The sequence below is a fragment of the Streptomyces sp. NPDC023541 genome (assembly GCF_055559995.1).
Window position 1 is genome coordinate 546,013 of the sequence record NZ_JBVHJO010000003.1, and the last position, 21,892, is coordinate 567,904.

Genomic DNA, 21,892 nt, shown 5'->3' on the forward strand with positions numbered 1-21,892 from the left:
CGACGCTGTGCAGGCGAGGCGGCCGGGCTCTCGTTCTGATCAGGCGACGCGCTGTTCATCCGGGTACGCGCACGGGGTGCACATGCCGAGCGAGGCCGGGATCACGTACCCGGCATCACGGCGGCAGGACGGGCACCAGCGGCGAGCGGCATTGGCCTTTGCCAGGGCTACGGCCCGGCGGGCGGTCATTGGTCGGACGGGCCGGGCGAGGTCGATCCGGTAGAGGTAGGCGACCAGCGGGCCGCGCCGTCGGCGGGGCCGCTCGACCTGGGCGACGACGTCCTGTCCGCCGGGGCGCAGGCCGAGGGCCCGCAGCTGTCGGCGGGTGGCGAGGCCGTCGGGGGCGAGGCGCCAGGAGTAGACGGGCAGGCTGGCCATCAGCGGAGGCGGTGGTAGGCGGCCCGGCAGGCCGCAGCGTGTCCGTTGGCGTCGTCACGAGTGATGCTCAGGTGGTAGTCGACGTGACTCTCGCCGCACCCGTGGCAGGACCAGCGGGCCCGGTTAACGGTGCCCGTGACGTCGACGGCGGCGCCAACCTGGTTGTGCATCCGGATCAGCAGGCCGTCCGGCTCGGCGGGAGCGGTGCGCGGGGAGAGCTTCACGATGCGGCTCCTTCGAGTGCCGGACGCGGAATGGGGGCGGTGAGTTCGCGCAGTTCCTGGTAGCGGGCGGAGGCCCAGCCGACGGACCAGCCGGACAGTTCCGCGGCGACCCGCACCGGCAGGCCGGCCGCGAACGCGGCCTGCACGACCTGCCGTGCGCGGTCCTCGCCGAGCTTCTCGGCCGGCGGCCCGGCGGCCAGGAGCGCGGCGCGTTCACGCTCGATGCGCTCCTGTTCACGAGCCTGTTCACGGCGTTCACGCTCGGCCCGCTGCTGCGCCTCCAACTCGCGCTGCTGAGCGGCCTGGCGTTCAAGGCGTTCACGCTCGGCCTGCTGCTGTTCACGGATCTGTTCACGGCGTTCAGCCGCTTCCCTCTCCGCCCGGGCCGCAGCCTCCGCCTGCTCGGCTGCCTCGCGCCGGATGCGGTCCTGCCGCTCGGCCTCCTCGCGAGCGAGGGCGGCCTCGTGTTCACGCTGTTCACGGGCAATGGCGGCCTCGTGCTCGCGCTGTTCACGTACGGCACGGAGCCGGTTCTCCTCCCGCTCCGCCGCCGCCCGGTCCCGGGCGTCCTGCTCGGCGCGCTTGCGGGCCTCCACCGCCAGGACGGCGGCGGTCAGGGCCCGCCGGTAGGCGAGCCCCGCTTCCGCAGTGACGATGAGAAGGAGGGGTGCGACTGCGTGCACGGCAACGCCGACCAAGTCCCCGGCCAGCGCGGACACGCCGATGTTCAGGGCGAGGGTCATGGTGCCGGTCATCCACCGCAGCGCCACCGGCCACGGCCCGCCGTGCCCGCCCAGACGGGCCAGGACGGAGTCGAGGCGGACGACGATGACCACCGCGGCGTCGACCACGAGGGGCAGGATCGGGGCCGTCCACCGCCATCCGGCCGCCGTGTGCGCGGCCATGAGCGGGGTGACGGTGAGGACGGAGTAGAGCATCGCTCCGCCGACGATCAGCCAGGTACCGACCGACAGGGCACGCTCGGATGAACGGATCTGAACACGGTTCACAACCCGGCCTCCGCCCGTGAACGCTCCCCCGACGGGGCGGCGATCGCGGTGAAGCAGACCAGCTTCACGAAGCCGCCGGAGTAGTTCGTCTCGGCCTTCATGACCGCCGTGCGCCCGTCGCGGTGAACGCTGTGCTGCACCGTCCGGCGGCGGATGCCGAGGGCCTGGCGCCACATCTCGAACCCCTCGGGGTCGTCGTGGAAGGACAGCTCCAGCAGGTTCGGGTACACGGTGGAGATCGACACGCACGGCGCCGGCAGGTGCCGGTAGCGGTCGGCGAAGAGGCGCAGCGCCATCAGCGGCGCGCCCATGGCCGACAGCGGCAGCGTCGGGTTCGTCATGCGGCACCGCCCGGCATGCCCGCAGCGGCCGCGGCCTGGTTGGTCAGCGTCCGCCGGACGGCGAGCACCTTGCGGCGGGCCCGGCGGATCCGCCGCTCGTCCAGCACCGACGGCGTACGGTCCAACACCGTGATCTGCGCGTCGAGCAACTCCACGCGCGCCTCGATGAGCGGCATCTCCCACTCGATCGCGTCCAGCTCCGCGTCCGACGGCTCCAAACCGTCGGACCACGGCGTAACAACGTCCTGAAGTGCAGCGATGTGCTTCATGAGTCGTGTTCTCCCTAGCAGGTGTACGGCTCAGCAGCCCTCGGCGCGGGAACGCCGGGGGCTGCACTGCGTGGTGGATGGAGCGGACGTACTCGGCTCCCTGCAACCCCGCCCGTACGACGCCGAAGCGGCAGACGGGCAGAGGAGGCAGCCGGCGGCTACAGCCGCACAGGGGCCCCGATTCCGCGGATCACCGGCGTTTCCGGTGCGCTCACGCGGCGGATCGGGGAGACGCGAAGGGCGACGTCGGCTTGCCGGTCCAGCAGGGCGACGGCCAAGGGTCTTAACCGGATCACGAAAGCTCCCGAATGCCGGGTCGGATGGGGTGTGGGGGCTTCGCCGGCGTGCCGTTGCCACGGCAGTCCGGTCCCGAGCCCACGGATCGGGTGCGTCATCGTCACTGCTCTGACGCCAGCAGGCGGCCTGCACGAGTCGGTGCAGGTTGGCGTGCCGCCGACGACATCACCCGGTCGTCTCGGGGGCGGTCTCACTCTTGCCGCCACGTGCGTTGGGGCCCCGCTGTCCATCCCCACACCCGAGCCCGGGTGGCGCAGCCAAGCGCATAGGGGGAGCAGGCGTCCACCACGGCGGTTTGCCCCCGGACCCTCGCCCTAGGCACCTACCGCGACCGCCGACTCGCGTCAGCCCCGCACGATCACTATTCAGTTCTCAAGGAACGACCACCGGCCCGTCGGCGAGCGACGCGGTCGCCTGCCCAGTTCTTCCGGCTGGTGTTGATTCGTGTTGATAAGCGCAGTTCAGGGGCATACTTGATCCTGCTGCACTGCTTGCTCAACTTGTTGGTACAAGCTGATGCAGTGATGTTGCACCCACGGACAGTGAGTCGTCAAGCCATTGGGGCCCACATGTACCAACAAGTTGAGCGAGTGCGTCATGATGGGCGGATGAACAAGCAGCCGAAGTACCGGCAGGTCGCCGACGCGCTCCGCCGGGAGATCGACAGCGGCATTTACCCGCCGGGATCTCGCCTGCCCTCTGAGAGCGAACTCTCGGTCCGCTTCGACGCGTCGCGGAACACCGTGCGGTCGGGGCTGAATCAACTGGTCAGCGAGGGATTGATCTCGTCCAGTCAGGGGCTTGGGTACGAGGTTCGCAAGCACGAGGTGTTCGAGCTGAACGCGTCGCGCTTCGAGAATCTGACCTTCGAGCAGAACGGCGACGCCTACAGCACGGACGTCACCAACGCCGGACGGCGACCGAGTCAGACGTTCCGGGTGGAGATGACGCCGGCCAGTCAGTACGTAGCTGAGCGGTTGAAGGTTGACGACAGCTCAACCACGGTTCTTCGCTTCTGTCACCGTTTCGTGGATGACGTGCCGTGGTCGACGCAGGCGACGTACTACCCCGATTGGCTCGCCAAGGAGGCGCCACGACTCGCCGAGCCGGGCGACATCGCGGAGGGGACGACGCGGTACCTCGCAGCCGCTGGCATCGAACAGATCGGCTACTTCGATGAGATCGCCACTCGGATGCCGACGCCCGATGAAGCCCGCCTCCTGGACATAGGGGCCGGTATCCCTGTGCTGCTTTGGACCCGCACGGGTTACTCGAACGAGAGGCCCATCCGATGCACGATCACTACCTTCCGGGGTGACCTCAACCGGATGAACTACGAGATCGGTGACCTGTCCGCCCGACCGGAGAACGAGCCGAAGTGATCATCGAGAGCGCGACTGCCGCCGACGTGGCCAAGCTGCTCGCCTTCCGTGAGGAGGCGGCGGCCTGGCTGAGCGAGCTTGGGTCCGACCAGTGGCGCCGCCCGTACCCGGCAGACCGACTCCTGGCCGCCATCGAGGCCGGGACGGTCTTCATGGTCCGCGACGGAGACGAGACTGCCGCGACGATAACGCTGACGCCCGATGCCGAAGACGGCTTGTGGTCGAGGGAGGAACTTGCCGAGCCATCCATGTTCGTGAACAAGCTGACGGTCGCAAGGACACATGCGGGACTGGACCTTGGTGGGCGACTGCTCGATTGGGCTGGCGACCGGGCGTATCGTTCCGGCGCCTCCTGGCTCCGCCTTGACGCGTGGACGACGAACACGGGGCTACAGCGCTACTACCTGCGCCATGGATTCGAGTACGTCCGCACTGTCACAGAAGGCGGGGCCGTGAACGGCGGACCGCGCGTCTCGGGGTGGCTTGCCCAGCGTCCAGCCCGACTCGACCCGGGCCATGGCTTGAGCGACATGACCCCGGCCCCGACATCGGTCCGCATGGCCTGACGGGAGCGTGTGGTTTTCCTGCACCAGGTTGCAGAAAATGACCAAGCCTGCTGAAGACGGCGTAGGCTTTCTACGCTGTTTGGGAAAGATCTGGTAAATGCGAAAATGGGGCGAATGGGCCTTAGCGTAGATATCTGCTCAGCACAGCGCTTTCGTTGTCCGTAGCGTGTGCTATGAGGGGGGTGTGAGGAAGTGTCTTCGCAGGTCCGCGCCCTGGAACTCGCAGTGCTCTCCGCATCAAGCACAGCGTTGAACAAGGCGAAGTACCTCTCCAAGATGCACAAGCTCGCGTTGCATGAATCGGGCGGGGAAGGGCCACCATGGTTCCCACCACGAAGAGAGCCCACCTCGACTGCACGGCTTGGCGGCATGCACAGTCGGGTGGGCCTGAAGCCTTGGAGACTCCATGATGAGTGTGTCCCCCAATCCCCAGGACTTGTCAAACGCCGTTCCTACCGGATGGGCGATCACGGTGATCGTCATCCTTCTGGTTCTGTACCCGGCAGCGAATGATGCTGTGGGGGCGTACGCAGACGCTGCCTCAGTCGCCACCCTCCTTTTCGGGGGTGGAGGCGCAGTCGCCGCACACTGCAACAGGGGCCGGTGAAGCGAGTTTGTTCCCGCGTGACATCAATAGCTGACATCAACGTCGGCACACATCGGCGGACGTTCGCGGACGTTGCGCAACCTCGATCAAACTCCGGACGTGGCGCCTGCCGAGGGCGGCGCCACTTTGTGTGGGAGTAGCACCCGCCTACGGATCAGAAGGTTGCAGGTTCGAATCCTGCCGAGTGCACAGCGAGCCAGAGGCCCCGGACGAAAGTCCGGGGCCTCTGGCGTATGTCCCGGATGTTCCGGGCGGGATCTCCTCCTTGTTGGGGAGAGGTCCCCCGGAAGATGTCAGGGACGGGATGGCTCTGGCGGGGGACGCCGGCCACCCGGCGGCGTCGGTACGGTTCTTGAAGATCGTCCGACGCTGGAAAACGGGGGCCCTCATGGGACTGTTCGGGAATGCGCACACCGTCGACCCCGTGTCGGCGCAGCGGGACTACGCACGGCTGCTGGGGCGGGGGGAGCAGGTGCACGCCGCCTTCCTGCTGATCCGGGACACGATCCTGTTCACCGACCGGCGGCTGGTGCTCGTCGACAAGCAGGGGATCACGGGCAAGAAGGTGGAGTACCACTCCGTCCCGTACCGGAGCATCACGCACTTCTCCGTGGAGACCGCGGGCCACTTCGATCTCGACGCCGAGCTGAAGATCTGGATATCCGGCAGCTCGACGCCGATCGAGAAGACCTTCACCAAGGGCGTCGACATCTACGAGGTGCAGGCGATCCTGACGCAGTTCGTCGCCCGGTAGCCGGACGTCCGGCCGGTCTCAGAGGACGCGGGGGAGGCCGGTCACCGACATCACCAGTGAGTAGAGGGAGGTGGTGGCGGTGATGAAGAGGCGGTTGTTCTTGGGGCCGCCGAAGGCGATGTTCGAGACGGGCTCGGGGACGCGCAGGCGGCCGATGAGAGTGCCGTCCGCGGCGTAGCACTGGACGCCGTTCTCCATCGCGGCCGCCCAGAGCCGGCCCTCGTCGTCGAAGCGGATGTTGTCGACGCCGGGGCAGGTCGTGAAGACCCGGTCGCCGACGAGGGTGCCGCCGTCGGCGACCTTGAAGGCGCGGATGTGGCCCGCCCGGGTGTCCGCCGCGTACAGCTCGCTCTCGTCTGGGGAGAAGACGAGGCCGTTGGGGCCGAGGAAGCCGTCGGCGGCCAGGCGCACGTCTCCGGTCGAGGGGTCGGCCCGGTAGAGGTTGCAGGCTCCGATCTCGCTGGGCGCGCGGTGCCCCTCGTAGTCGTTGGTGATGCCGAAGTCCGGGTCGGAGAACCAGATGGAGCCGTCCGAGCGGACCACCGCGTCGTTCGGGCTGTTGAGCCGCTTGCCGTCGAAACGGTCGGCGATCACGGTGATGCTGCCGTCGGGTTCGGTCCTGGTCACGCGGCGGTTGCCCTGTTCACAGGAGATCAGACGGCCTTCGCGGTCGAGGGTGTTGCCGTTGGAGTGGCCGGCGGGTGAGCGGAAGACGGAGACCGCCCCGGTCGCCTCGTCCCAGCGGAGCATCCGGTCGTTGGGGATGTCGCTCCACACCAGTTGCCGCCAGGCCGGCAGGTACAGCGGGCCTTCCGCCCAGCGGCAGTCGCCGTAGAGCCGCTCCAACCGGGCGTCGCCGTTGGCGCAGCGGCCGGTCTTGAAGCGCTCATCCAGGATCTCGTACAAGGTGAGGTCGGCTATGGCAGACATGATTCCCCCTGAGAGAAGATTACCGAATTTTGTTCGGTCCGATGGTGAGATTGCAGGATCAGGTACCGTCTTCGCAAGGGTTCTCAGGCCCATGAGAGGAAGATTGCGTGGACGACATCGACCGGGCGCTCGTCCTGCGCCTGCAGCAGGATGCCGGGCAGTCCTACGCGGCTCTCGGTACGGCCGTCGGGCTTTCGGCCGGGGCCACCCACGAGCGCGTACGCAAGCTGCGCGAGCGCGGGGTGATCCGGCGGACCACCGTCGACGTCGACCCGGCCGCTGTCGGCAGCGGGGTCCTCGCCTACGTGATGGTCGACTCCAACGCGTGGATGGGCGAGTCCGCAGAGGACTTCGCCGCCATCCCGGAGATCCAGGAGGCGCACATCATCGCGGGCAGCGCGTCGGTGCTGGTGAAGGTGCGCACGGCCTCGACCGAGCAGCTACAGGACGTCCTGCGTCGTCTCTACGCCATCAACGGCGTCAGCGGTACCCATGCGACCGTCGTCCTGGACACCTTCTTCGAGCGGCCGCTGCCGCTGTGACCTGGTGGTGCACCGGGATCCGGTGGAAGGGCTCCGTCCCCGTCATCGGGTGGTACGGCCAAGGGCGCGGCGAGCGGTGCAGCGCACTGGCGTACGGGCAGCGGCTGGCCTTCGTCGCACGCGGGGAGCGGCACTGCCTCGGCGTCCGGAGGGCCGGGAAGCGGACGGCCTGCCCCGCCTCCGCCACCGTGCCCGGCCGCGGAGGGAGTGCGCAGTGCCCCGAGTGCGCCCGCCTCGACCGGTCGTTCTCCGTGGCGGCCGACACCAACGCCGCCGATCCGCGGACCTACCGGGTCTATCTGGCCTGGTTCGGGCCCGGCATGGTCAAGGTCGGGATCACCGCCGAGGAGCGCGGCTCCGCCCGGCTGCTGGAGCAGGGGGCGATGTCGTGGACCTGGCTGGGGCGTGGGCCGCTGATGGCGACCCGGCGCACCGAGGAGCTGTTGCGGGCGGCGCTCGGGGTGCCCGACCGGATCGCGTACGCCCGTAAGCGCGCCGTACGGGCGCACCTGCCGGATGCGGCGGAGCGGGCGCGGGAGGTGGCCGAGGTGCATGGCCGGGCGGCGGCGCTGGCCGGGTGGCCGGAGTCCCTGGAGCGGCTGGGGTGTGAAGCCACCGACCACGCGGCGGTGTTCGGGATGGACGGTTGGGCGGGGCTGCCGGCTCCGGACCGGGTGGTCGCGGAGATGGCGCCCGACAGGGCCGTCGCGGGGCGGCTGGTCGGCGCCGCCGGGCCCGACCTGCACTTCGAGGACGGGCTCGTGGTCGACACCCGGCTGCTGGCCGGCTGGGAGCTGGCCGCTCCGGGCGAGGGGGCGGCGGTGACCTCGGTGCCGGTGGCGCAGATCCCGTCCGCGGCCGTCCCTTCCGCCGAACAGGACGGGCTGTTCTGACGTTGCGGACGGCGGCGACCGCGAGGGATCATGACGGTCCACGGGGATCACGGGTGCCCTGTGTGCCAGGTCAAACTTTGGATCCCTTTGGCCGTCCGGGGCCGATCCGGGTGGACATCCCGGGGGCCCTCCACCGAGGGTGGAGGGCATGACCACTCAGCCGGTGGCGGCCTTTGAACCGCCCTACGTCATGGCCGTTTTCACCAGCATCCGCACTGCGGACGACACCGGGTTCGACGAGCGCAACGACCGGATGGAGGAGATCGTCCAGGCGATCCCCGGGTACCTCGGCTACGAGTCCGCGCGCAATCCCGGCGGCCTGGGCATCACCGTCGCCTACTTCCGGGACCACGAAGCCCTCACGGCGTGGCGTGAGGACATGGAGCACCAGGCGGCCATGAAGAAGGGCCGCGCCGACTGGTACGAGAGCTACACCCTGCACGTCGGCACCGTCGAGCGGAGCCACGGCTTTGTCCGCAACGACTGATGCGGTGCGCGCCTTCCGGGAGCGGCTCGGGCTGCCCGGACTGGTCGACGTCCATACGCACTTCATGCCCGAGCGTGTTCTGGAGAAGGTGTGGGACTACTTCGACGCGGTCGGTCCGCTGACCGGCGTCGAGTGGCCCATCACCTACCGCCACGAGGAGGAGCAGCGCGTCGTGCTCCTGCGGGAGTTCGGGGTCCGGGCCTTCACCTCCATGCTCTACCCGCACAAAGCGGAGATGGCCGCCTGGCTCAATACCTGGTCCGCCGATTTCGCGGCCCGCACCCCCGACTGCCTGCACACCGCGACCTTCTACCCGGAGGAGGGCGTGGCCGCGTATGTCCTTCAGGCCGTCACCTCCGGGGCCCGGATCTTCAAGGCACACCTCCAGGTCGGCGGCTACGACCCGAACGACGACCTGCTCGACCCCGTCTGGGGGCTGCTGGCCGAGGCCGGCGTCCCCACCGTGATCCACTGCGGTTCCGGGCCGGCCCCCGGCAAGTACACCGGTCCCGCCCCGATCGCCCGGCTGCTGGCCCGCCATCCGCGGCTGCCGTTGATCATCGCCCACATGGGCATGCCCGAGTACACGGACTTCCTCGACCTCGCCGACCGCCACACCGCGGTGCGTCTCGACACGACCATGGCCTTCACCGACTTCTCCGAACGGCTGAGCGGATTCCCGTCCGGTGACCTCGGACGGCTCGCGGACCTCGGCGACCGGATCCTGCTGGGGACCGATTTCCCGAACATCCCCTACCCCTACGAGCACCAACTGGTCGCCCTGGAACGGCTGGGCCTGGGAGACGACTGGCTGAGGGCGGTCTGCCACGACAACGGCGCCCGGCTGTTCGGCCTCGACGGCTGACCGACCCTTTCTCAGGAAATTCACAGGTTGGGGCAAGAACGCTCTCAGAGGCACCGGGGAGCGTGTCCGTATGACTGCGGCGACCACCTCCCATGCGTCCACGTCCACCAGCAACCACACGGCCCTGGTACGGCCCGACGGCGGGCCCTGCCGGGTGCTCGTCGTCGACGACGAGGCCTCGCTCTCCGAGCTGCTGTCCATGGCCCTGCGCTACGAAGGCTGCGAGGTCCGCAGCGCCGGCGACGGGGCCGGGGCGTTGCGGGCCGCGCGCCGCTTCCGCCCGGACGTGGTGGTCCTCGACGTCATGCTCCCCGACATGGACGGCCTCGCCGTCCTCGGGCAGCTGCGCCGGGAGATCCCGCAGGTCCCCGTCCTGTTCCTGACCGCCAAGGACTCCGTGGAGGACCGGATCGCCGGCCTCACCGCGGGCGGCGACGACTACGTCACCAAGCCCTTCAGCCTGGAGGAGGTCGTGGCCCGGCTGCGCGGCCTGGTACGGCGTTCGGGCGCGGCACAGGCGGCGCGCGGCGGCTCGGTCCTGACCGTCGGGGACCTGCGCCTCGACGAGGACAGCCACGAGGTGGTGCGGGACGGCCGGGAGGTCCACCTCACCGCCACCGAGTTCGAACTGCTGCGCTACCTGATGCGCAACCCGCGGCGCGTGCTGAGCAAGGCGCAGATCCTGGACCGGGTCTGGTCCTACGACTTCGGCGGCCAGGCCAACGTGGTCGAGCTCTACATCTCCTACCTGCGCCGCAAGCTGGAGAGCGGCCTCGGCCTGCCGTCGATGATCCACACACGGCGCGGCGCCGGCTACCTGATCAAGCCGGCCGAGTAGTGACACCGCGCGGGCGACGGCGACCGGGCGGGCGCCGGCCCTGGTCGCTGCGGACCCGGCTCGTCGTCTCGGCGGTGGCCCTGATCGCCGTGGTGGGTACGGCCATCGGAACCGTCACCACCCTCGCGCTGCGCTCGTACCTGGTCACCCAGCTCGACGAGCGGCTGGGCACGTCCATGAAGATGGCCGCCCGGGTACCCGGTGGGAAAGCGGCCCGGGAGAGCGGCACGGGCTTCCCGATGCCCCCCGGCAGCCCGCTGGACGCCGCGGGGATCCGCCTGGACCCCGGCGGAGCGGTCCTCGGGAGCGCCCGCAACACCCGCGGCGAGGGCTGGTCGCCCGACCAGGTGCCGCCGGCCCTCACCGGATCCCAGACCACGGCCCTCACCCGGGCCGCCCTGGAGGCCGCACAGGCCGCGCCCGGGCGGGCGGTGGGCGCGGACCTGCCGGGCCTCGGAAGCTACCGGGTACGCGTGTCCCCCGACCGGGGCCTCGTCCTCGCCTTCCCGCTCCACGAGGTCGACTCCACGGTGCGCACCCTGGTCGGGGTCGAGGTGTGCGTGACCCTCGCCGGGCTGATCGCTGCCTCGCTCGCCGGGCAGGCGCTGGTCGGGGTCGCCCTGCGCCCGCTGCGCCGGGTCGCCGCCACCGCCACGCGGGTCTCCGAACTCCCCCTGCACAAGGGCGAGCCCGCCCTTCACGAACGGGTCCCGGACGCCGAGGCCGACCCCCGCACCGAGGTGGGCCAGGTCGGCGCCGCCATCAACCGGATGCTCGGTCATGTCTCCTCCGCCCTCACAGCACGCCAGCAGAGTGAGATGCGGGTACGGCAGTTCGTCGCCGACGCCAGTCATGAGCTGCGCACGCCGCTCGCCTCCATCCGCGGCTATGCCGAACTCACCCGCCGGGGCCGTGAGGAGCCAGGCCCCGACACCCGGCACGCCCTGGGGCGGATCGAATCCGAGGCCACCAGGATGACCGGCCTGGTCGAGGACCTGCTCCTGCTGGCCCGGCTCGACGCCGGCCGTCCGCTGTCAGCAGCCGACACCGACACCGACCTCGCCCCGCTCGTGGTCGACGCCGTCAGTGACGCCCGCGCCGCCGGGCCCGAGCACCACTGGCGTCTGAACCTGCCCGAGGAGCCCGCCCCCGTACGTGCCGACGCGGCCCGCATCCAGCAGGTGCTGGTCAACCTGCTCGGCAACGCCCGTACGCACACGCCGCCCGGCACCACCATCACCGCCCATGTTTCACGTGAAACCACCACCGTCCGGCTGCGCGTCGAGGACGACGGCCCCGGTATCGCGCCCGAACTGCTCCCCCGCGTCTTCGAGCGCTTCGCCCGCGGTGACGCCTCCCGTTCCCGTGCCGCCGGTTCCACGGGGCTGGGCCTGGCCATCGTCCAGGCCGTGGTCACCGCCCACGGCGGGAGCGTCGGCGTGCAGAGCGAGCCGGGGCGAACCCGCTTCGAGGTCGTTCTGCCGCTGGCCGGGGCCCCCGGAACGGCAGATCCGGACTCACAGACGGGCCACAGGCGCAGCACACTGAGGTGACAGGCGGCTCCACGAGGGTCGGAGGATGCCAACCGACACCTCTCCCGGGGCCCTTCCGGTACGGGCGCCCCTCGCGCCCGTACCCGGCGAGCCCGTCCTCGACGTGGTGATCCCGGTCTTCAACGAGGAGAAGGACCTCGGGCCGTGCGTGCGCCGGCTGCACGAACACCTGACACGGTCCTTCCCCTATCCCTTCCGGATCACGGTCGCCGACAACGCGAGCACCGACCGCACCCCCGAGGTCGCGGCCGGGCTCGCCGCGGCGCTGGACTGCGTACGCAGCGCCCGCCTGGAGGAGAAGGGCCGGGGCAGGGCCCTGCGTACGGTCTGGTCCGGTTCCGACGCCCCCGTCCTCGCCTACATGGACGTGGACCTCTCCACCGACCTGAATGCGCTGCTGCCGCTGGTCGCCCCCCTGATCTCCGGCCACTCCGACCTCGCCATCGGCACCCGCCTGGCCCGGTCCTCGCGGGTGGTGCGGGGAGCAAAGCGGGAGTTCGTCTCCCGCGCCTACAACCTCCTGCTGCGGTCCTCCCTCGCCGCCCGGTTCAGCGATGCCCAGTGCGGCTTCAAGGCCATCCGGCGCGAGGTCGCCGAGCGGCTGCTGCCGCTGGTGGAGGACACGGGCTGGTTCTTCGACACCGAACTGCTGGTGCTCGCCGAGCGGGCCGGGCTGCGGATCCACGAAGTGCCCGTGGACTGGGTCGACGACCCCGACTCCACCGTGCACATCGTCAAGACCGCCACCGAGGATCTCAAGGGCGTCTGGCGCGTGGGCCGGGCGCTGGCCGTCGGAGCACTCCCGCTCGACCGGCTCGCCCGCCCCTTCGGCGACGACCCGCGCGACCGCACCGCAGTGCCCGGGGTGGACGGCGGACTGGCGCGCCAGCTCATCGGCTTCTGCACTGTCGGAGCCCTCTCCACGCTGCTCTACCTGGTGCTGTACTCCGCCTTCCGGGGCGGCGCCGGACCGCAGCTCGCCAACGGCGTCGCCCTGCTGCTCTCCGCCGTGGCCAACACGGCGGCCAACCGCCGGCTCACCTTCGGCGTCCGCGGCAGGGAACGGGCCGTACGCCACCAGGCCCAGGGACTGGTGGTGTTCGGCATCGGCCTGGCCCTCACCAGCGGCTCCCTCGCCGCCCTCACAGCGGCCACGCCCCACCCCGCACACGGCACCGAGCTGGCCGTCCTGATCACCGCGAATCTCGCAGCCACCATGCTGCGCTTCCTGCTCCTGCGCGCCTGGGTCTTCCCCGAGCGGCGCGGCACCGATCCCCGCACATCCACTTCCAAGGAGGGCCGATGACCACGGCAGCACTCCCGATCTTCCCGGCCGCCGTGGCCGGCGCCCGTACCGTCCGGCCCCGCTGGGAACGGCCCGCACTCGCCGGGCTGCTGATCGCCACCGCAGCCCTCCTCCTGTGGGACCTGGGGGCCTCCGGCTACGCCAACTCCTTCTACTCGGCCGCCGTTCAGGCCGGCAGCGAGAGCTGGAAGGCCTTCTTCTTCGGCTCCTCCGACGCGGGCAACTCCATCACCGTCGACAAGCCCCCGGCCGCCCTGTGGCCGATGATGCTGTCGGTCCGGCTCTTCGGGCTGGGCTCCTGGCAGATCCTCGTCCCGCAGGCACTGATGGGGGTGGCGACCACCGGTGTGCTGTACGCCTCCGTACGCCGCCAGTTCGGTCCGGGAGCCGCGCTGCTGAGCGGCGCCGCCTTCGCGCTGACGCCCGTCGCCGCCCTGATGTTCCGCTTCAACAACCCCGACGCGCTGCTGACCCTGCTGCTGACCGTCACCGTGTACTGCCTGCTGCGGGCCCTCGAAGGGGCGCAGACCCGCTGGCTGCTCTGGGCCGGCGTCGCGGTCGGCTGCGCCTTCCTGACCAAGACGCTGCAGGCCTTCGTGATCCTGCCGCCGCTCGCCGTGCTGTACGCCGTCTGCGCGCCCACCGGGCTGCGCCGCCGGTTCGGGCAGCTGCTGCTCGCAGGGAGCGCGATGGTGGTGGCGGGCGGCTGGTGGGTCGCGGTCGTCGAACTGTGGCCCGCCTCCTCCCGCCCGTACATCGGCGGCTCGCAGAACAACTCCTTCCTGGAGCTGACCCTCGGGTACAACGGCCTCGGCCGGATCAACGGCAACGAGACCGGCAGTGTCGGCGGCGGCGCTGCGGGTGGCCCCAGCGGCGGAGGCGGCGGCGGACGCTGGGGGGAGAGCGGGATCGACCGGCTGTTCTCCGGCAACATCAGCGGACAGATCTCGTGGCTGCTGCCCGCGGCACTGGTACTGCTCGTGGCAGGGCTGGTGATCACCTGGCGGGCCCGCCGGGCCACCGACTCCGTGGACGGCATGGCGCGGGCGGCCTTCCTGGCCTGGGGCGGCTCGCTACTGATCACTGCGGTGGTCTTCAGCTACATGCAGGGCATCTTCCACGAGTACTACACCGTGGCGCTGGCACCCTTCGTGGCCGCGCTGATCGGCATGGGCGTCGCCGTGCTGTGGGAGGAGCGGGGCAGCGCGGCGGCCGCTGTCACCCTGTCCGGCACGCTCGCCCTGACGGCGGTCTGGTCGTACGTCCTGCTCGGCCGCGCCACCGGCTACCTGCCGTGGCTGCGCTGGGCAGTGCTGGTGGGCGGGCTGCTCGCCGCGGTCGCGCTGCCGTTCGCGGGGCGGGCCGGGCGGCGGGTGCTGCGGGTCACGGCGGGGCTCGGGGTGGCGGCGGCCCTGGCAGGGCCGCTCGCGTACTGCCTGACCACCGTGAGCACCGGGCACACCGGGTCCATCGTGACCGCCGGGCCGGCGGTGGCGGGAGGCCGGGGCGGACCCGGCGCGATGATGGGCGGCCCGGGCGGCCCGGGCGGCCCGGGCGGCCCGGTCGGCTTCGGTGAACTGCGCCAGGGTGGTCCGGGTGGCGGACCGGGCGGCGCGCTGCCGCAGGGCGCCGTACCGCCGGGCCAGGGCCAGGGCGGCATGCCCGGTGCGGACGGCCGCGGAGCCGAGCGCGCGGGCGGCTTCCCCGGCGGCACCACGGGCGGCGCCCTCGGCGGCGGCGCCGGCGGTCTGCTCAACGGCGCCCGGGTCAGTGCCGAGGCGAAGGCGGCCCTCACCGCCGACGCCGACCGCTACACCTGGGCGGCGGCGGCCATCGGCTCGCAGAACGCGGCCAGTTACCAGCTGGCCTCCGGCGTACCCGTCATGCCGGTCGGCGGCTTCAACGGCAGCGACCCCTCGCCGACCCTGGAGCAGTTCAAGGAGTACGTCCGGGACGGAAAGATCCACTGGTTCATCGGCCAGGGCGGCACCGGCACCGGCACCGGCGAGGACGGCGGACGCCGCGGCGGCGGCGGTCCCGGAGGCCCGGGCGGCGGTACCAGCTCGGAGATCGAGAACTGGGTCAAGGCCACGTTCAAGGAGTCCACGGTCGGCGGAGCCGCCTTCTACGACCTGACGGTCCCGACGTCCTGATCCCCCGTCATCCGGCCCGATCGGCGGGACACCCCTGAGGGCGTGTCCCGCCGACCCGGCCGGGCTCGCGGTGTGCGGCGTCGCGCCTCGCCGCGTTGTCCTCGGTCGGCGACGCTCCGCGTCGGCTCCTTCGTCCGCCTTGCGATGCACGGCACCGCACACCGCTCCCTGATCCGGCCCGAGCGGCGGGACACCCCCTAGCATCGAGAGGGCGGACCGGGCATTTCGGGCTGGTCCATCTGTCGCGAGGAGGGTGCCCGCATGGTGACCGCGGCCGATCCGGGCGAGACACGGAGCAGCGTGTGGCTGGTGACCAGGTCCACCCCATCCGGCAGACGTCGCACCGAGGCACCCTCAGGGCTCGACCGGGAGCGCATCACCGCCGCCACCGTGCGGCTGCTCGACACCGACGGGCTCGCCCGCTTCTCGATGCGGCGGCTGGCCGCCGGGCTCGGGGTCACCGCGATGTCCCTGTACTGGTACGTGGACACCAAGCACGATCTGCTCGAACTGGCCCTGGACAGGGCCCTGGACGAACTGGCCCTGCCGGCCGGGTCCGGCGGGCCGGCGGAAACCGGCTGGCAGGACGGGCTGGAGGGCCTGGCCCGGGCCTACCGGCGGGTGCTGGCGGACCATCCCTGGGTGGCTCCGCTGAGCTCCGCCTACCCGAACATCGGCCCGCACGCGCGGGCCTTCGACGCCGCCCTCCAGCGGCTGATGGACGCCACCGGCCTGGTGGGCGCCACCCGGACCGGCGCCCACCTGGCCGTCCGGCAATTCCTGCACGGCTGCGGGGGCGCGGGGCGGCGGACGCCCGAGGGCGACTTCTGCCTGGCGCTCGACGTCCTGATCGCGGGCATCGAGGCCAAGGCCACCCCCTGAGCGCAGCAGAGCGCCGCCGGAGCCGTCCGGCGGCGCTCGGTCGGGATCAGCTGCGGGGATCGGCTACGGGATCAGACCTTGACGGCGGCGTCAGTCTCGGCGGCCGTGGCCTCCTGCGAAGCCGCCGCCGCGCTGTGCACCGCGGGCTTCGACTTCAGGGCGACCTCCTTGATGAACAGCACCAGCACCAGTCCGAGGAGCGCGAACGGGGCGGCGTACAGGAAGACGTCGCCGACGCCGTGACCGTACGCCGACTCGATCACCTCGCGGAGGGGCGCGGGCAGCTTGTCGAGGTCGGGGATCGCGCCACCGGCGGCACCGCCCTGGCCGGTGGCTGCGGCCTTCGGGCCGAGGGCGGTGAGCCCGTCCTGGACGTAGTGCGTGACCCGGTGGGCCATGACCGCACCCAGCGCCGAAACGCCCATGGCACCGCCGAGGGAGCGGAAGAAGGTGACGACCGAGCTGGCGGCGCCCAGGTCTTCGGGGGCCACCTGGTTCTGGGTGGCGAGGACCAGGTTCTGCATCATCATGCCCAGACCGAGGCCGGTCACGGCCATGTAGACCGCGATGTGCCAGTACGGCGTGTCGTGGCGCAGGGTGCCGAGCAGACTCATTCCGGCCGTCAGCAGCACACCGCCGGAGACGAGCCAGGCCTTCCACTTGCCGGTCTTGGTGATCACCTGACCGGAAACGGTGGAGGAGACGAAGAGCCCGCCGATCATCGGAATCGTCAGGATTCCGGACATCGTGGGGGACTCGCCACGGGCCAACTGGAAGAACTGGCTGAAAAAGACGGTCCCCGAGAACATCGCGATGCCCACGAAGAGCGAGGCCGTCGAGGCGAGGGTGATGGTCTTGTTGCGGAAGAGCCGCAGCGGGATGATCGGGTCGCTCGCCCGGGACTCGACGAGGACGAAGAGCAGGCCCAGGACCACCGACCCGCCCGTCATCGCCCAGGTCTGCCAGGAGATCCACTCGTAGGAGTCGCCCGCCTGGGTGACCCAGATCAGCAGCAGTGAGACGGCGGCGCTGATCAGGAACGCGCCCAGCCAGTCGACCTTCACGTCGCGCCGGACCACCGGCAGCCGCAGCGTCTTCTGCAGGACGATCAGCGCGATGATCGCGAAGGGCACGCCGACGTAGAAGCACCAGCGCCAGCCCAGCCACTCGGTGTCGGTGATGACGCCGCCCAGCAGCGGGCCGCCGACGGTGGCGACGGCGAAGACCGCGCCGAGGTAGCCGCTGTACCGGCCGCGCTCGCGGGGCGAGATCATCGCGGCCATGACGATCTGGGCGAGGGCCGAGAGGCCGCCCACGCCGATGCCCTGGACCACGCGGCAGGCGATGAGGGTGCCGGTGTTCTGGGACATGCCCGCGACCACGGAGCCGAGGACGTAGATCACCAGGGATATCTGGACCAGCAGCTTCTTGCTGAAGAGATCGGACAGCTTGCCCCACAGCGGGGTGGCCGCCGTCATGGACAGCAGGGCGGAGGTGACCACCCAGGTGTACGAGGACTGCGTGCCGCCGAGGTCGCTGATGATCTGGGGCAGGGCGTTGGAAACGATCGTGGAGGACAGGATCGCCACGAACATGCCGAGCATGAGTCCGGACAGCGCCTTCATGATCTGGGGATGGGTCATGTCCACGGATGTGGACGTGGGAGCGGTCGTCGTCTCCGACTCGGCCATGTCGTTCCTTCCGCTAGAAGCTCGATCGGAGTCGGGCCAGCAGGGTGTTGAGTACGTCGATGTCCTGGGCGGACCAGTCGTGGAGGGCTCTCTCCAGGGCGGCCGTGTACCGGGCGCCGATCTCGGCGAGCAGCGCCCGTCCGGCCGGGGTGAGCCGCAGGATGCGGCAGCGTCCGTCACCCGGGTCCGGCTCGCGCTCGATCCAGCCGCGGTCGGCGATGTGGCTGACGTGCCGGCTGGTGACCGAGATGTCGACGCCCATGAGGTCGGCCAGCCGGCTCAGCCGCATCTCACCGTGCCGGTCGAGCACGGTGAGCACGGCGGCGGCGCCGGGCGGGCAGTCGGCGGGCAGGTTGCGGGTCAGCTCGCGCTTGACCGCGCCGATGCCGGTCAGCCGGTCGGCCAGCTCCTCGTGCGGAGTGGTCCGCGTCGTCTGTGCAGGCACCGGGCGACCCCCATCTTGTTGCTTGAGGCAACCATAGAAGCCGGTGGTTGCTACAGGCAAATGAATCCCGGGGGTGGGCGGTAAAAGAATCGGAAAACCGGCTAGGGTCCTGCTCCATGGCTGAGAACCACAACTCACAGGTCCCCGAGGGCAACTACGACCCGGCGGGCAGCACCCAGATGTTCCGGGCCTTCGTCGAGGAGGCCGCACCGGCCCGGCAGGCGGGCCCGGGGTCGCGCCAGCAGCGCCGTGCCGAGCAGGAGGCGTCCAAGTCGTCCGGCCCGGCCGCGAAGGTGGGGCTCGTCCTCGCGCTCGTGCTGGTGATCGGCGCGGCCGCCTGGGTGGTCCTGCACTGAGGCCGAGCGCCTCGGCGGACACGGCGAGCCGGCAGCCGGCCGCGGGCGGCCGAGGGCCCACTGCGATCAGTTCCAGGTCGCGGTGACCTTCCGGGTGTCCACGTGCATGCCCAGCGGTACCCGCCAGGCCTCCAGGCACACCGTGTAGGTCTGCGTCTTCGACGCTCCGCCCGCGATGGGCGCGGGCAGCGGCTGGGACGTGGTGATCGTGGCCCAGTCGATGCCGAGGGCGCCGATGACGTGCGTCGCGAAGCTGACCGTGCCCGAACGGGCAGCGGTGCCGCCGGTATTGGTGAAGGTCACGGTGACCCGCTCGCACCAGCGGTCGGACGCGGCGGAACGGGCCGGCGCGGACAGCGTCAGCTGCGCCGGGGCGGCCGGGGGCGGCGCCGGGGGCGTCGTACCGGGCTTGCCGGGAGAGCCGGTGGGGCTCGGTGGATTTGTGGGGCTCGCGGGGCCCGTGGGGTTCGCCGGCGTGCCGGGGGCCCCGGGTGGTGTGGTGGTACGGCCCGGGCCGCCCGGAGCGTCCGGGGTGCTTCCGGAGCCGCCGGGTGCGGTGGCCGTGGCTCCGTCCGGGGTGGAGCCGCCCGCGGTCCCCGATCCCGGGAAGCCGGCCGACGTATCGGACGTCCCGGTGGAACCGCCCGCCGCGGACGGACCGCCGAGCTGCTGGAACTCCACCCCGCCCTGCGGTGCGACGTTCTCCCCCGCGCCCCGCTCGGGGCCCGGGGCGGCGGCGCCCACGGCGGAGAAGCCCTCGCGCGGCGGTCCGCCGCAGCCGGTGAGGCCGGCGACGGCCGTGCAGCACAGGGCGAGCAGGGCGGTGGCCGCTCGCGATCCCTTTCGCATCGCGCCAGTGTTCCTGACGCACCGTCAATTGGGAAGCGGTCGGTCGGCAAGCGGTCGGTCGGCGAGCATCCGGCCGGCGAGCGTCCGGCCGGAAGCACCCGGTCGGGAACGTCCGGCCGGGGAACGGCCGGACGGGACACCTCCGGCACCGGATCGCCCCACCGGGCGATCCGGCCCCCGCGTCAGTCCCCGATCAGGCCCACGCGCAGCTGCGCGAGCGTGCGCGTCAGCAGCCGGGAGACGTGCATCTGGGAGATGCCGACCTCCTCGCCGATCTGCGACTGCGTCATGTTCGCGAAGAAGCGCAGCATGATGATCTGCCGTTCCCGGGGCGGGAGTTTGGCCAGCAGCGGCTTGAGCGACTCGCGGTACTCGACGCCTTCGAGCGCGGTGTCCTCGTAGCCGAGCCGGTCCGCGAGCGAGCCCTCGCCGCCCTCGTCCTCCGGGGAGGGCGAGTCGAGCGAGGACGCCGTGTAGGCGTTCCCGACGGCGAGGCCGTCGACGACGTCCTCCTCCGAGACCCCGAGCACGGCGGCGAGTTCCGGGACGGTCGGCGAGCGGTCCAGTTTCTGGGCGAGCTCGTCGCTGGCCTTGGTCAGCGCCAGGCGCAGCTCCTGGAGCCGGCGCGGGACGCGCACGGACCAGGAGGTGTCCCTAAAGAATCGTTTGATCTCGCCCACGACGGTCGGCATGGCGAACGTCGGGAACTCCACGCCGCGTTCGCAGTCGAACCGGTCGATCGCCTTGATCAGCCCGATCGTGCCGACCTGGACGATGTCCTCCATCGGCTCGTTGCGGCTGCGGAAGCGGGCGGCGGCGTACCGCACGAGGGGCAGGTTCAGCTCGATCAGGGTGTCGCGTACGTACGCCCGATCCGGGCTGTCCGCGTCCAGGGTGGCGAGTCGCTGGAAGAGCGAGCGGGAGAGGGTGCGGGTGTCGATGGCTTCCGAGCGTTCGGACACTGCCGGCGGCGTCACGGGCTTTACGAGCGTGAGCACCTTGGAGCTGCCCTGGTCTACGGACATGCCACCCCCTTGAGGTCGCGGACGGTCGCGTACGGCGCGCCCGTCAGAGGAACGCAGCTTCCACCTGAATACCGCCAGGCGGGGCCGCGGCAAACGCGGTTCACGCAGAATGTCACATGTCGGCAACACGCTGTAGCGCCAAGTCGACATATAGCTCCGACGACAGAAGGGGGCAGAACGTGATCAGCCCGTTCTGTCGGGAAACACGTGATTGATCTACACCCGTTCCGGTTACGCCTCGATCCTGTTTGCGGATCTCAGTCGGGCGAAGCTGCGCGCCAGCAGTCGGGAGACGTGCATCTGTGACACCCCCAGTTCGGCACTGATCTGCGACTGCGTCAGGTTGTTGTAGTACCGCAGGAGCAGGATCCGCTGTTCGCGCTCGGGCAGTTGTACGAGGAGGTGGCGGACGAGGTCGCGGTGTTCGACCCCGGCCAGCTCGGGGTCCTCGTAGCCGAGGCGGTCCAGGAGTCCGGGCATGCCGTCGCCCTCCTGGGCGGCCTCCAGCGAGGTCGCGTGATAGCTGCGCCCGGCCTCGATGCAGGACAGCACCTCGTCCTCGGTGATGCGCAGCCGCCCGGCGATCTCGGCGGTGGTCGGGGTGCGGCCGTGGAGGGTGGTGAGGTCCTCGGTGGCGGCGTTGACCTGCACCCACAGCTCGTGGAGGCGGCGCGGGACGTGGACGGTGCGGACGTTGTCGCGGAAGTAGCGCTTGATCTCGCCCACGACCGTCGGCATGGCGAAGGTCGGGAACTGCACGCCGCGGTCCGGGTCGAAGCGGTCGATGGCGTTGATCAGGCCGATGGTGCCGACCTGGACCACGTCCTCCATCGGCTCGTTGCGGCTGCGGAAGCGGGCGGCCGCGTACCGGACCAGCGGGAGGTTCGCCTCGATCAGGGCCCCGCGGACCCGCGCGTGCTCGCTGGTGCCCGGCTGGAGGCCCTTCAGCTGCCCGAACAGGACCTGGGTGAGGGCCCGTGTGTCCGCACCCCGGCTCGCCGGTCTCGGGGCCGCCGGAGCTGTCGGGGTGGCCGGGAGGGGCGACGGGGGCTCCTCGGGCGGCTGCGCCCGGAGGGTTCCCGTACGGGGTTCCTGCTGGGGCGGTACCTGGGGGTCCTGTTGGGGTGGCACTTGAGGCGCAGTACTGGCCGGCACGGTCACGCCACCCCTTCAGTCAACTCATCCGTCAAAAGCGGTCATAGCATCACAAGAGTGTGCACTGTGTGCAAGCACCGTATATCTCCGTGTT

The 21,892-nt window shown here is 70.9% G+C and carries 24 protein-coding genes; 13 read left to right on the forward strand and 11 right to left on the reverse strand.

What is annotated here, in order from left to right; translation table 11 throughout:
* Positions 1 to 39: 39 nt before the first annotated feature.
* Genes ACZ3X1_RS10065 through ACZ3X1_RS10085 form a run of 5 tightly spaced genes read right to left on the reverse strand, consistent with a single transcriptional unit; the run spans position 40 to position 2,222 of the window.
* On the reverse strand, positions 40 to 378 hold the full coding sequence (locus ACZ3X1_RS10065; protein ID WP_467278374.1) for an RRQRL motif-containing zinc-binding protein: 339 nt from the start codon (positions 376 to 378) through the stop codon (positions 40 to 42).
* Complete coding sequence (locus tag ACZ3X1_RS10070) at positions 378 to 602, reverse strand: hypothetical protein (RefSeq protein ID WP_467278377.1); 225 nt, start codon at positions 600 to 602, stop codon at positions 378 to 380. The genes ACZ3X1_RS10065 and ACZ3X1_RS10070 overlap by 1 nt, the downstream gene beginning before the upstream one ends.
* A complete protein-coding gene (locus ACZ3X1_RS10075; protein ID WP_467278379.1) occupies positions 599 to 1,612 on the reverse strand; it encodes a DUF2637 domain-containing protein in 1,014 nt (337 codons plus the stop codon). The genes ACZ3X1_RS10070 and ACZ3X1_RS10075 overlap by 4 nt, the downstream gene beginning before the upstream one ends.
* On the reverse strand, positions 1,609 to 1,953 hold the full coding sequence (locus ACZ3X1_RS10080; protein ID WP_467278381.1) for a hypothetical protein: 345 nt from the start codon (positions 1,951 to 1,953) through the stop codon (positions 1,609 to 1,611). The genes ACZ3X1_RS10075 and ACZ3X1_RS10080 overlap by 4 nt, the downstream gene beginning before the upstream one ends.
* Complete coding sequence (locus tag ACZ3X1_RS10085) at positions 1,950 to 2,222, reverse strand: DUF6284 family protein (protein ID WP_467278383.1); 273 nt, start codon at positions 2,220 to 2,222, stop codon at positions 1,950 to 1,952. The genes ACZ3X1_RS10080 and ACZ3X1_RS10085 overlap by 4 nt, the downstream gene beginning before the upstream one ends.
* A 905-nt stretch (positions 2,223 to 3,127) precedes the next feature.
* On the opposite strand from ACZ3X1_RS10085, the gene ACZ3X1_RS10090 reads away from it, so the two are divergent.
* The 3 genes from ACZ3X1_RS10090 (at position 3,128) to ACZ3X1_RS10100 (ending at position 5,828) form a co-directional block, all read left to right on the forward strand.
* Positions 3,128 to 3,901 carry a GntR family transcriptional regulator gene (locus tag ACZ3X1_RS10090; RefSeq protein ID WP_467278385.1) on the forward strand — a complete coding sequence of 258 codons (774 nt, stop codon included), beginning with the start codon at positions 3,128 to 3,130 and terminating at the stop codon, positions 3,899 to 3,901.
* Positions 3,898 to 4,467 carry a GNAT family N-acetyltransferase gene (locus ACZ3X1_RS10095; RefSeq protein ID WP_467278388.1) on the forward strand — a complete coding sequence of 190 codons (570 nt, stop codon included), beginning with the start codon at positions 3,898 to 3,900 and terminating at the stop codon, positions 4,465 to 4,467. The genes ACZ3X1_RS10090 and ACZ3X1_RS10095 overlap by 4 nt, the downstream gene beginning before the upstream one ends.
* Before the next feature lie 995 nt (positions 4,468 to 5,462).
* On the forward strand, positions 5,463 to 5,828 hold the full coding sequence (locus ACZ3X1_RS10100) for a PH domain-containing protein (protein WP_053611621.1): 366 nt from the start codon (positions 5,463 to 5,465) through the stop codon (positions 5,826 to 5,828).
* Between the two features lie 18 nt (positions 5,829 to 5,846).
* On the opposite strand, the gene ACZ3X1_RS10105 is transcribed toward ACZ3X1_RS10100, so the two are convergent.
* A complete protein-coding gene (locus ACZ3X1_RS10105; protein WP_467278393.1) occupies positions 5,847 to 6,758 on the reverse strand; it encodes an SMP-30/gluconolactonase/LRE family protein in 912 nt (303 codons plus the stop codon).
* A gap of 107 nt (positions 6,759 to 6,865) precedes the next feature.
* Between ACZ3X1_RS10105 and ACZ3X1_RS10110 the strand changes: the two genes are divergently transcribed.
* The 9 genes from ACZ3X1_RS10110 (at position 6,866) to ACZ3X1_RS10150 (ending at position 16,277) form a co-directional block, all read left to right on the forward strand.
* Positions 6,866 to 7,300, forward strand: a complete 435-nt coding sequence (locus ACZ3X1_RS10110) for an Lrp/AsnC family transcriptional regulator (RefSeq protein ID WP_356811057.1) — start codon at positions 6,866 to 6,868, stop codon at positions 7,298 to 7,300.
* Positions 7,297 to 8,193: a DUF2797 domain-containing protein gene (locus tag ACZ3X1_RS10115; RefSeq protein WP_467278399.1), complete on the forward strand. Its 897-nt coding sequence runs from the start codon at positions 7,297 to 7,299 to the stop codon at positions 8,191 to 8,193. The genes ACZ3X1_RS10110 and ACZ3X1_RS10115 overlap by 4 nt, the downstream gene beginning before the upstream one ends.
* Before the next feature lie 148 nt (positions 8,194 to 8,341).
* Positions 8,342 to 8,680, forward strand: a complete 339-nt coding sequence (locus tag ACZ3X1_RS10120; protein WP_356811055.1) for an antibiotic biosynthesis monooxygenase family protein — start codon at positions 8,342 to 8,344, stop codon at positions 8,678 to 8,680.
* Positions 8,664 to 9,545, forward strand: coding sequence for an amidohydrolase family protein (locus tag ACZ3X1_RS10125; protein ID WP_467278404.1), 882 nt, complete (start codon positions 8,664 to 8,666; stop codon positions 9,543 to 9,545). Before ACZ3X1_RS10120 ends, ACZ3X1_RS10125 begins: the two co-directional genes overlap by 17 nt.
* A gap of 70 nt (positions 9,546 to 9,615) precedes the next feature.
* Positions 9,616 to 10,383, forward strand: a complete 768-nt coding sequence (locus tag ACZ3X1_RS10130) for a response regulator transcription factor (protein WP_356811053.1) — start codon at positions 9,616 to 9,618, stop codon at positions 10,381 to 10,383.
* Positions 10,383 to 11,936, forward strand: a complete 1,554-nt coding sequence (locus ACZ3X1_RS10135) for a sensor histidine kinase (RefSeq protein ID WP_467278409.1) — start codon at positions 10,383 to 10,385, stop codon at positions 11,934 to 11,936. Before ACZ3X1_RS10130 ends, ACZ3X1_RS10135 begins: the two co-directional genes overlap by 1 nt.
* 25 nt (positions 11,937 to 11,961) lie before the next feature.
* Positions 11,962 to 13,242 (forward strand): bifunctional glycosyltransferase family 2/GtrA family protein, encoded by a 1,281-nt coding sequence (locus ACZ3X1_RS10140; RefSeq protein WP_467278412.1) that lies wholly within the window; start codon positions 11,962 to 11,964, stop codon positions 13,240 to 13,242.
* The gene (locus ACZ3X1_RS10145) at positions 13,239 to 15,395 is read left to right on the forward strand and encodes a glycosyltransferase family 39 protein (RefSeq protein ID WP_467278416.1); all 2,157 of its coding nucleotides are present in this window, start codon (positions 13,239 to 13,241) and stop codon (positions 15,393 to 15,395) included. The genes ACZ3X1_RS10140 and ACZ3X1_RS10145 overlap by 4 nt, the downstream gene beginning before the upstream one ends.
* A gap of 261 nt (positions 15,396 to 15,656) precedes the next feature.
* Positions 15,657 to 16,277 (forward strand): TetR/AcrR family transcriptional regulator, encoded by a 621-nt coding sequence (locus ACZ3X1_RS10150; protein ID WP_356811049.1) that lies wholly within the window; start codon positions 15,657 to 15,659, stop codon positions 16,275 to 16,277.
* Between the two features lie 71 nt (positions 16,278 to 16,348).
* Here ACZ3X1_RS10150 and ACZ3X1_RS10155 read toward each other — a convergent pair whose 3' ends face one another.
* Entirely contained in the window at positions 16,349 to 17,920 is a 1,572-nt protein-coding gene (locus tag ACZ3X1_RS10155; RefSeq protein ID WP_467278596.1) for an MDR family MFS transporter, read from the reverse strand.
* A gap of 61 nt (positions 17,921 to 17,981) precedes the next feature.
* On the reverse strand, positions 17,982 to 18,413 hold the full coding sequence (locus ACZ3X1_RS10160; RefSeq protein WP_356811047.1) for a MarR family winged helix-turn-helix transcriptional regulator: 432 nt from the start codon (positions 18,411 to 18,413) through the stop codon (positions 17,982 to 17,984).
* A 116-nt stretch (positions 18,414 to 18,529) separates the two neighbouring features.
* Here ACZ3X1_RS10160 and ACZ3X1_RS10165 point away from each other — a divergent pair, with 116 nt between their 5' ends.
* The gene (locus tag ACZ3X1_RS10165) at positions 18,530 to 18,769 is read left to right on the forward strand and encodes a hypothetical protein (protein WP_362628492.1); all 240 of its coding nucleotides are present in this window, start codon (positions 18,530 to 18,532) and stop codon (positions 18,767 to 18,769) included.
* A gap of 66 nt (positions 18,770 to 18,835) precedes the next feature.
* On the opposite strand, the gene ACZ3X1_RS10170 is transcribed toward ACZ3X1_RS10165, so the two are convergent.
* The 3 genes from ACZ3X1_RS10170 to ACZ3X1_RS10180 form a co-directional block, all read right to left on the reverse strand.
* Entirely contained in the window at positions 18,836 to 19,618 is a 783-nt protein-coding gene (locus tag ACZ3X1_RS10170) for a hypothetical protein (protein WP_467278425.1), read from the reverse strand.
* Positions 19,619 to 19,800: 182 nt separating this feature from the next.
* Positions 19,801 to 20,643 carry an RNA polymerase sigma factor SigF gene (locus tag ACZ3X1_RS10175; protein ID WP_356811044.1) on the reverse strand — a complete coding sequence of 281 codons (843 nt, stop codon included), beginning with the start codon at positions 20,641 to 20,643 and terminating at the stop codon, positions 19,801 to 19,803.
* Between the two features lie 231 nt (positions 20,644 to 20,874).
* Positions 20,875 to 21,798: an RNA polymerase sigma factor SigF gene (locus ACZ3X1_RS10180; RefSeq protein WP_390075253.1), complete on the reverse strand. Its 924-nt coding sequence runs from the start codon at positions 21,796 to 21,798 to the stop codon at positions 20,875 to 20,877.
* Positions 21,799 to 21,892: the final 94 nt, after the last annotated feature.

Excerpts from the sequence above, each read along its gene's own strand:
- ACZ3X1_RS10150 (WP_356811049.1), top strand. The coding sequence starts at position 15,657 with ATGGTGACCGCGGCCGATCCGGGCGAGACACGGAGCAGCGTGTGGCTG.
- ACZ3X1_RS10120 (WP_356811055.1), top strand. The coding sequence starts at position 8,342 with ATGACCACTCAGCCGGTGGCGGCCTTTGAACCGCCCTACGTCATGGCC.
- ACZ3X1_RS10165 (WP_362628492.1), top strand. The coding sequence starts at position 18,530 with ATGGCTGAGAACCACAACTCACAGGTCCCCGAGGGCAACTACGACCCG.
- ACZ3X1_RS10145 (WP_467278416.1), top strand. The coding sequence starts at position 13,239 with ATGACCACGGCAGCACTCCCGATCTTCCCGGCCGCCGTGGCCGGCGCC.
- ACZ3X1_RS10080 (WP_467278381.1), bottom strand. The coding sequence starts at position 1,953 with ATGACGAACCCGACGCTGCCGCTGTCGGCCATGGGCGCGCCGCTGATG.
- ACZ3X1_RS10100 (WP_053611621.1), top strand. The coding sequence starts at position 5,463 with ATGGGACTGTTCGGGAATGCGCACACCGTCGACCCCGTGTCGGCGCAG.
- ACZ3X1_RS10130 (WP_356811053.1), top strand. The coding sequence starts at position 9,616 with ATGACTGCGGCGACCACCTCCCATGCGTCCACGTCCACCAGCAACCAC.
- ACZ3X1_RS10085 (WP_467278383.1), bottom strand. The coding sequence starts at position 2,222 with ATGAAGCACATCGCTGCACTTCAGGACGTTGTTACGCCGTGGTCCGAC.
- ACZ3X1_RS10090 (WP_467278385.1), top strand. The coding sequence starts at position 3,128 with ATGAACAAGCAGCCGAAGTACCGGCAGGTCGCCGACGCGCTCCGCCGG.
- ACZ3X1_RS10175 (WP_356811044.1), bottom strand. The coding sequence starts at position 20,643 with ATGTCCGTAGACCAGGGCAGCTCCAAGGTGCTCACGCTCGTAAAGCCC.
- ACZ3X1_RS10065 (WP_467278374.1), bottom strand. The coding sequence starts at position 378 with ATGGCCAGCCTGCCCGTCTACTCCTGGCGCCTCGCCCCCGACGGCCTC.
- ACZ3X1_RS10140 (WP_467278412.1), top strand. The coding sequence starts at position 11,962 with ATGCCAACCGACACCTCTCCCGGGGCCCTTCCGGTACGGGCGCCCCTC.
- ACZ3X1_RS10155 (WP_467278596.1), bottom strand. The coding sequence starts at position 17,920 with ATGACCCATCCCCAGATCATGAAGGCGCTGTCCGGACTCATGCTCGGC.
- ACZ3X1_RS10170 (WP_467278425.1), bottom strand. The coding sequence starts at position 19,618 with ATGCGAAAGGGATCGCGAGCGGCCACCGCCCTGCTCGCCCTGTGCTGC.
- ACZ3X1_RS10105 (WP_467278393.1), bottom strand. The coding sequence starts at position 6,758 with ATGTCTGCCATAGCCGACCTCACCTTGTACGAGATCCTGGATGAGCGC.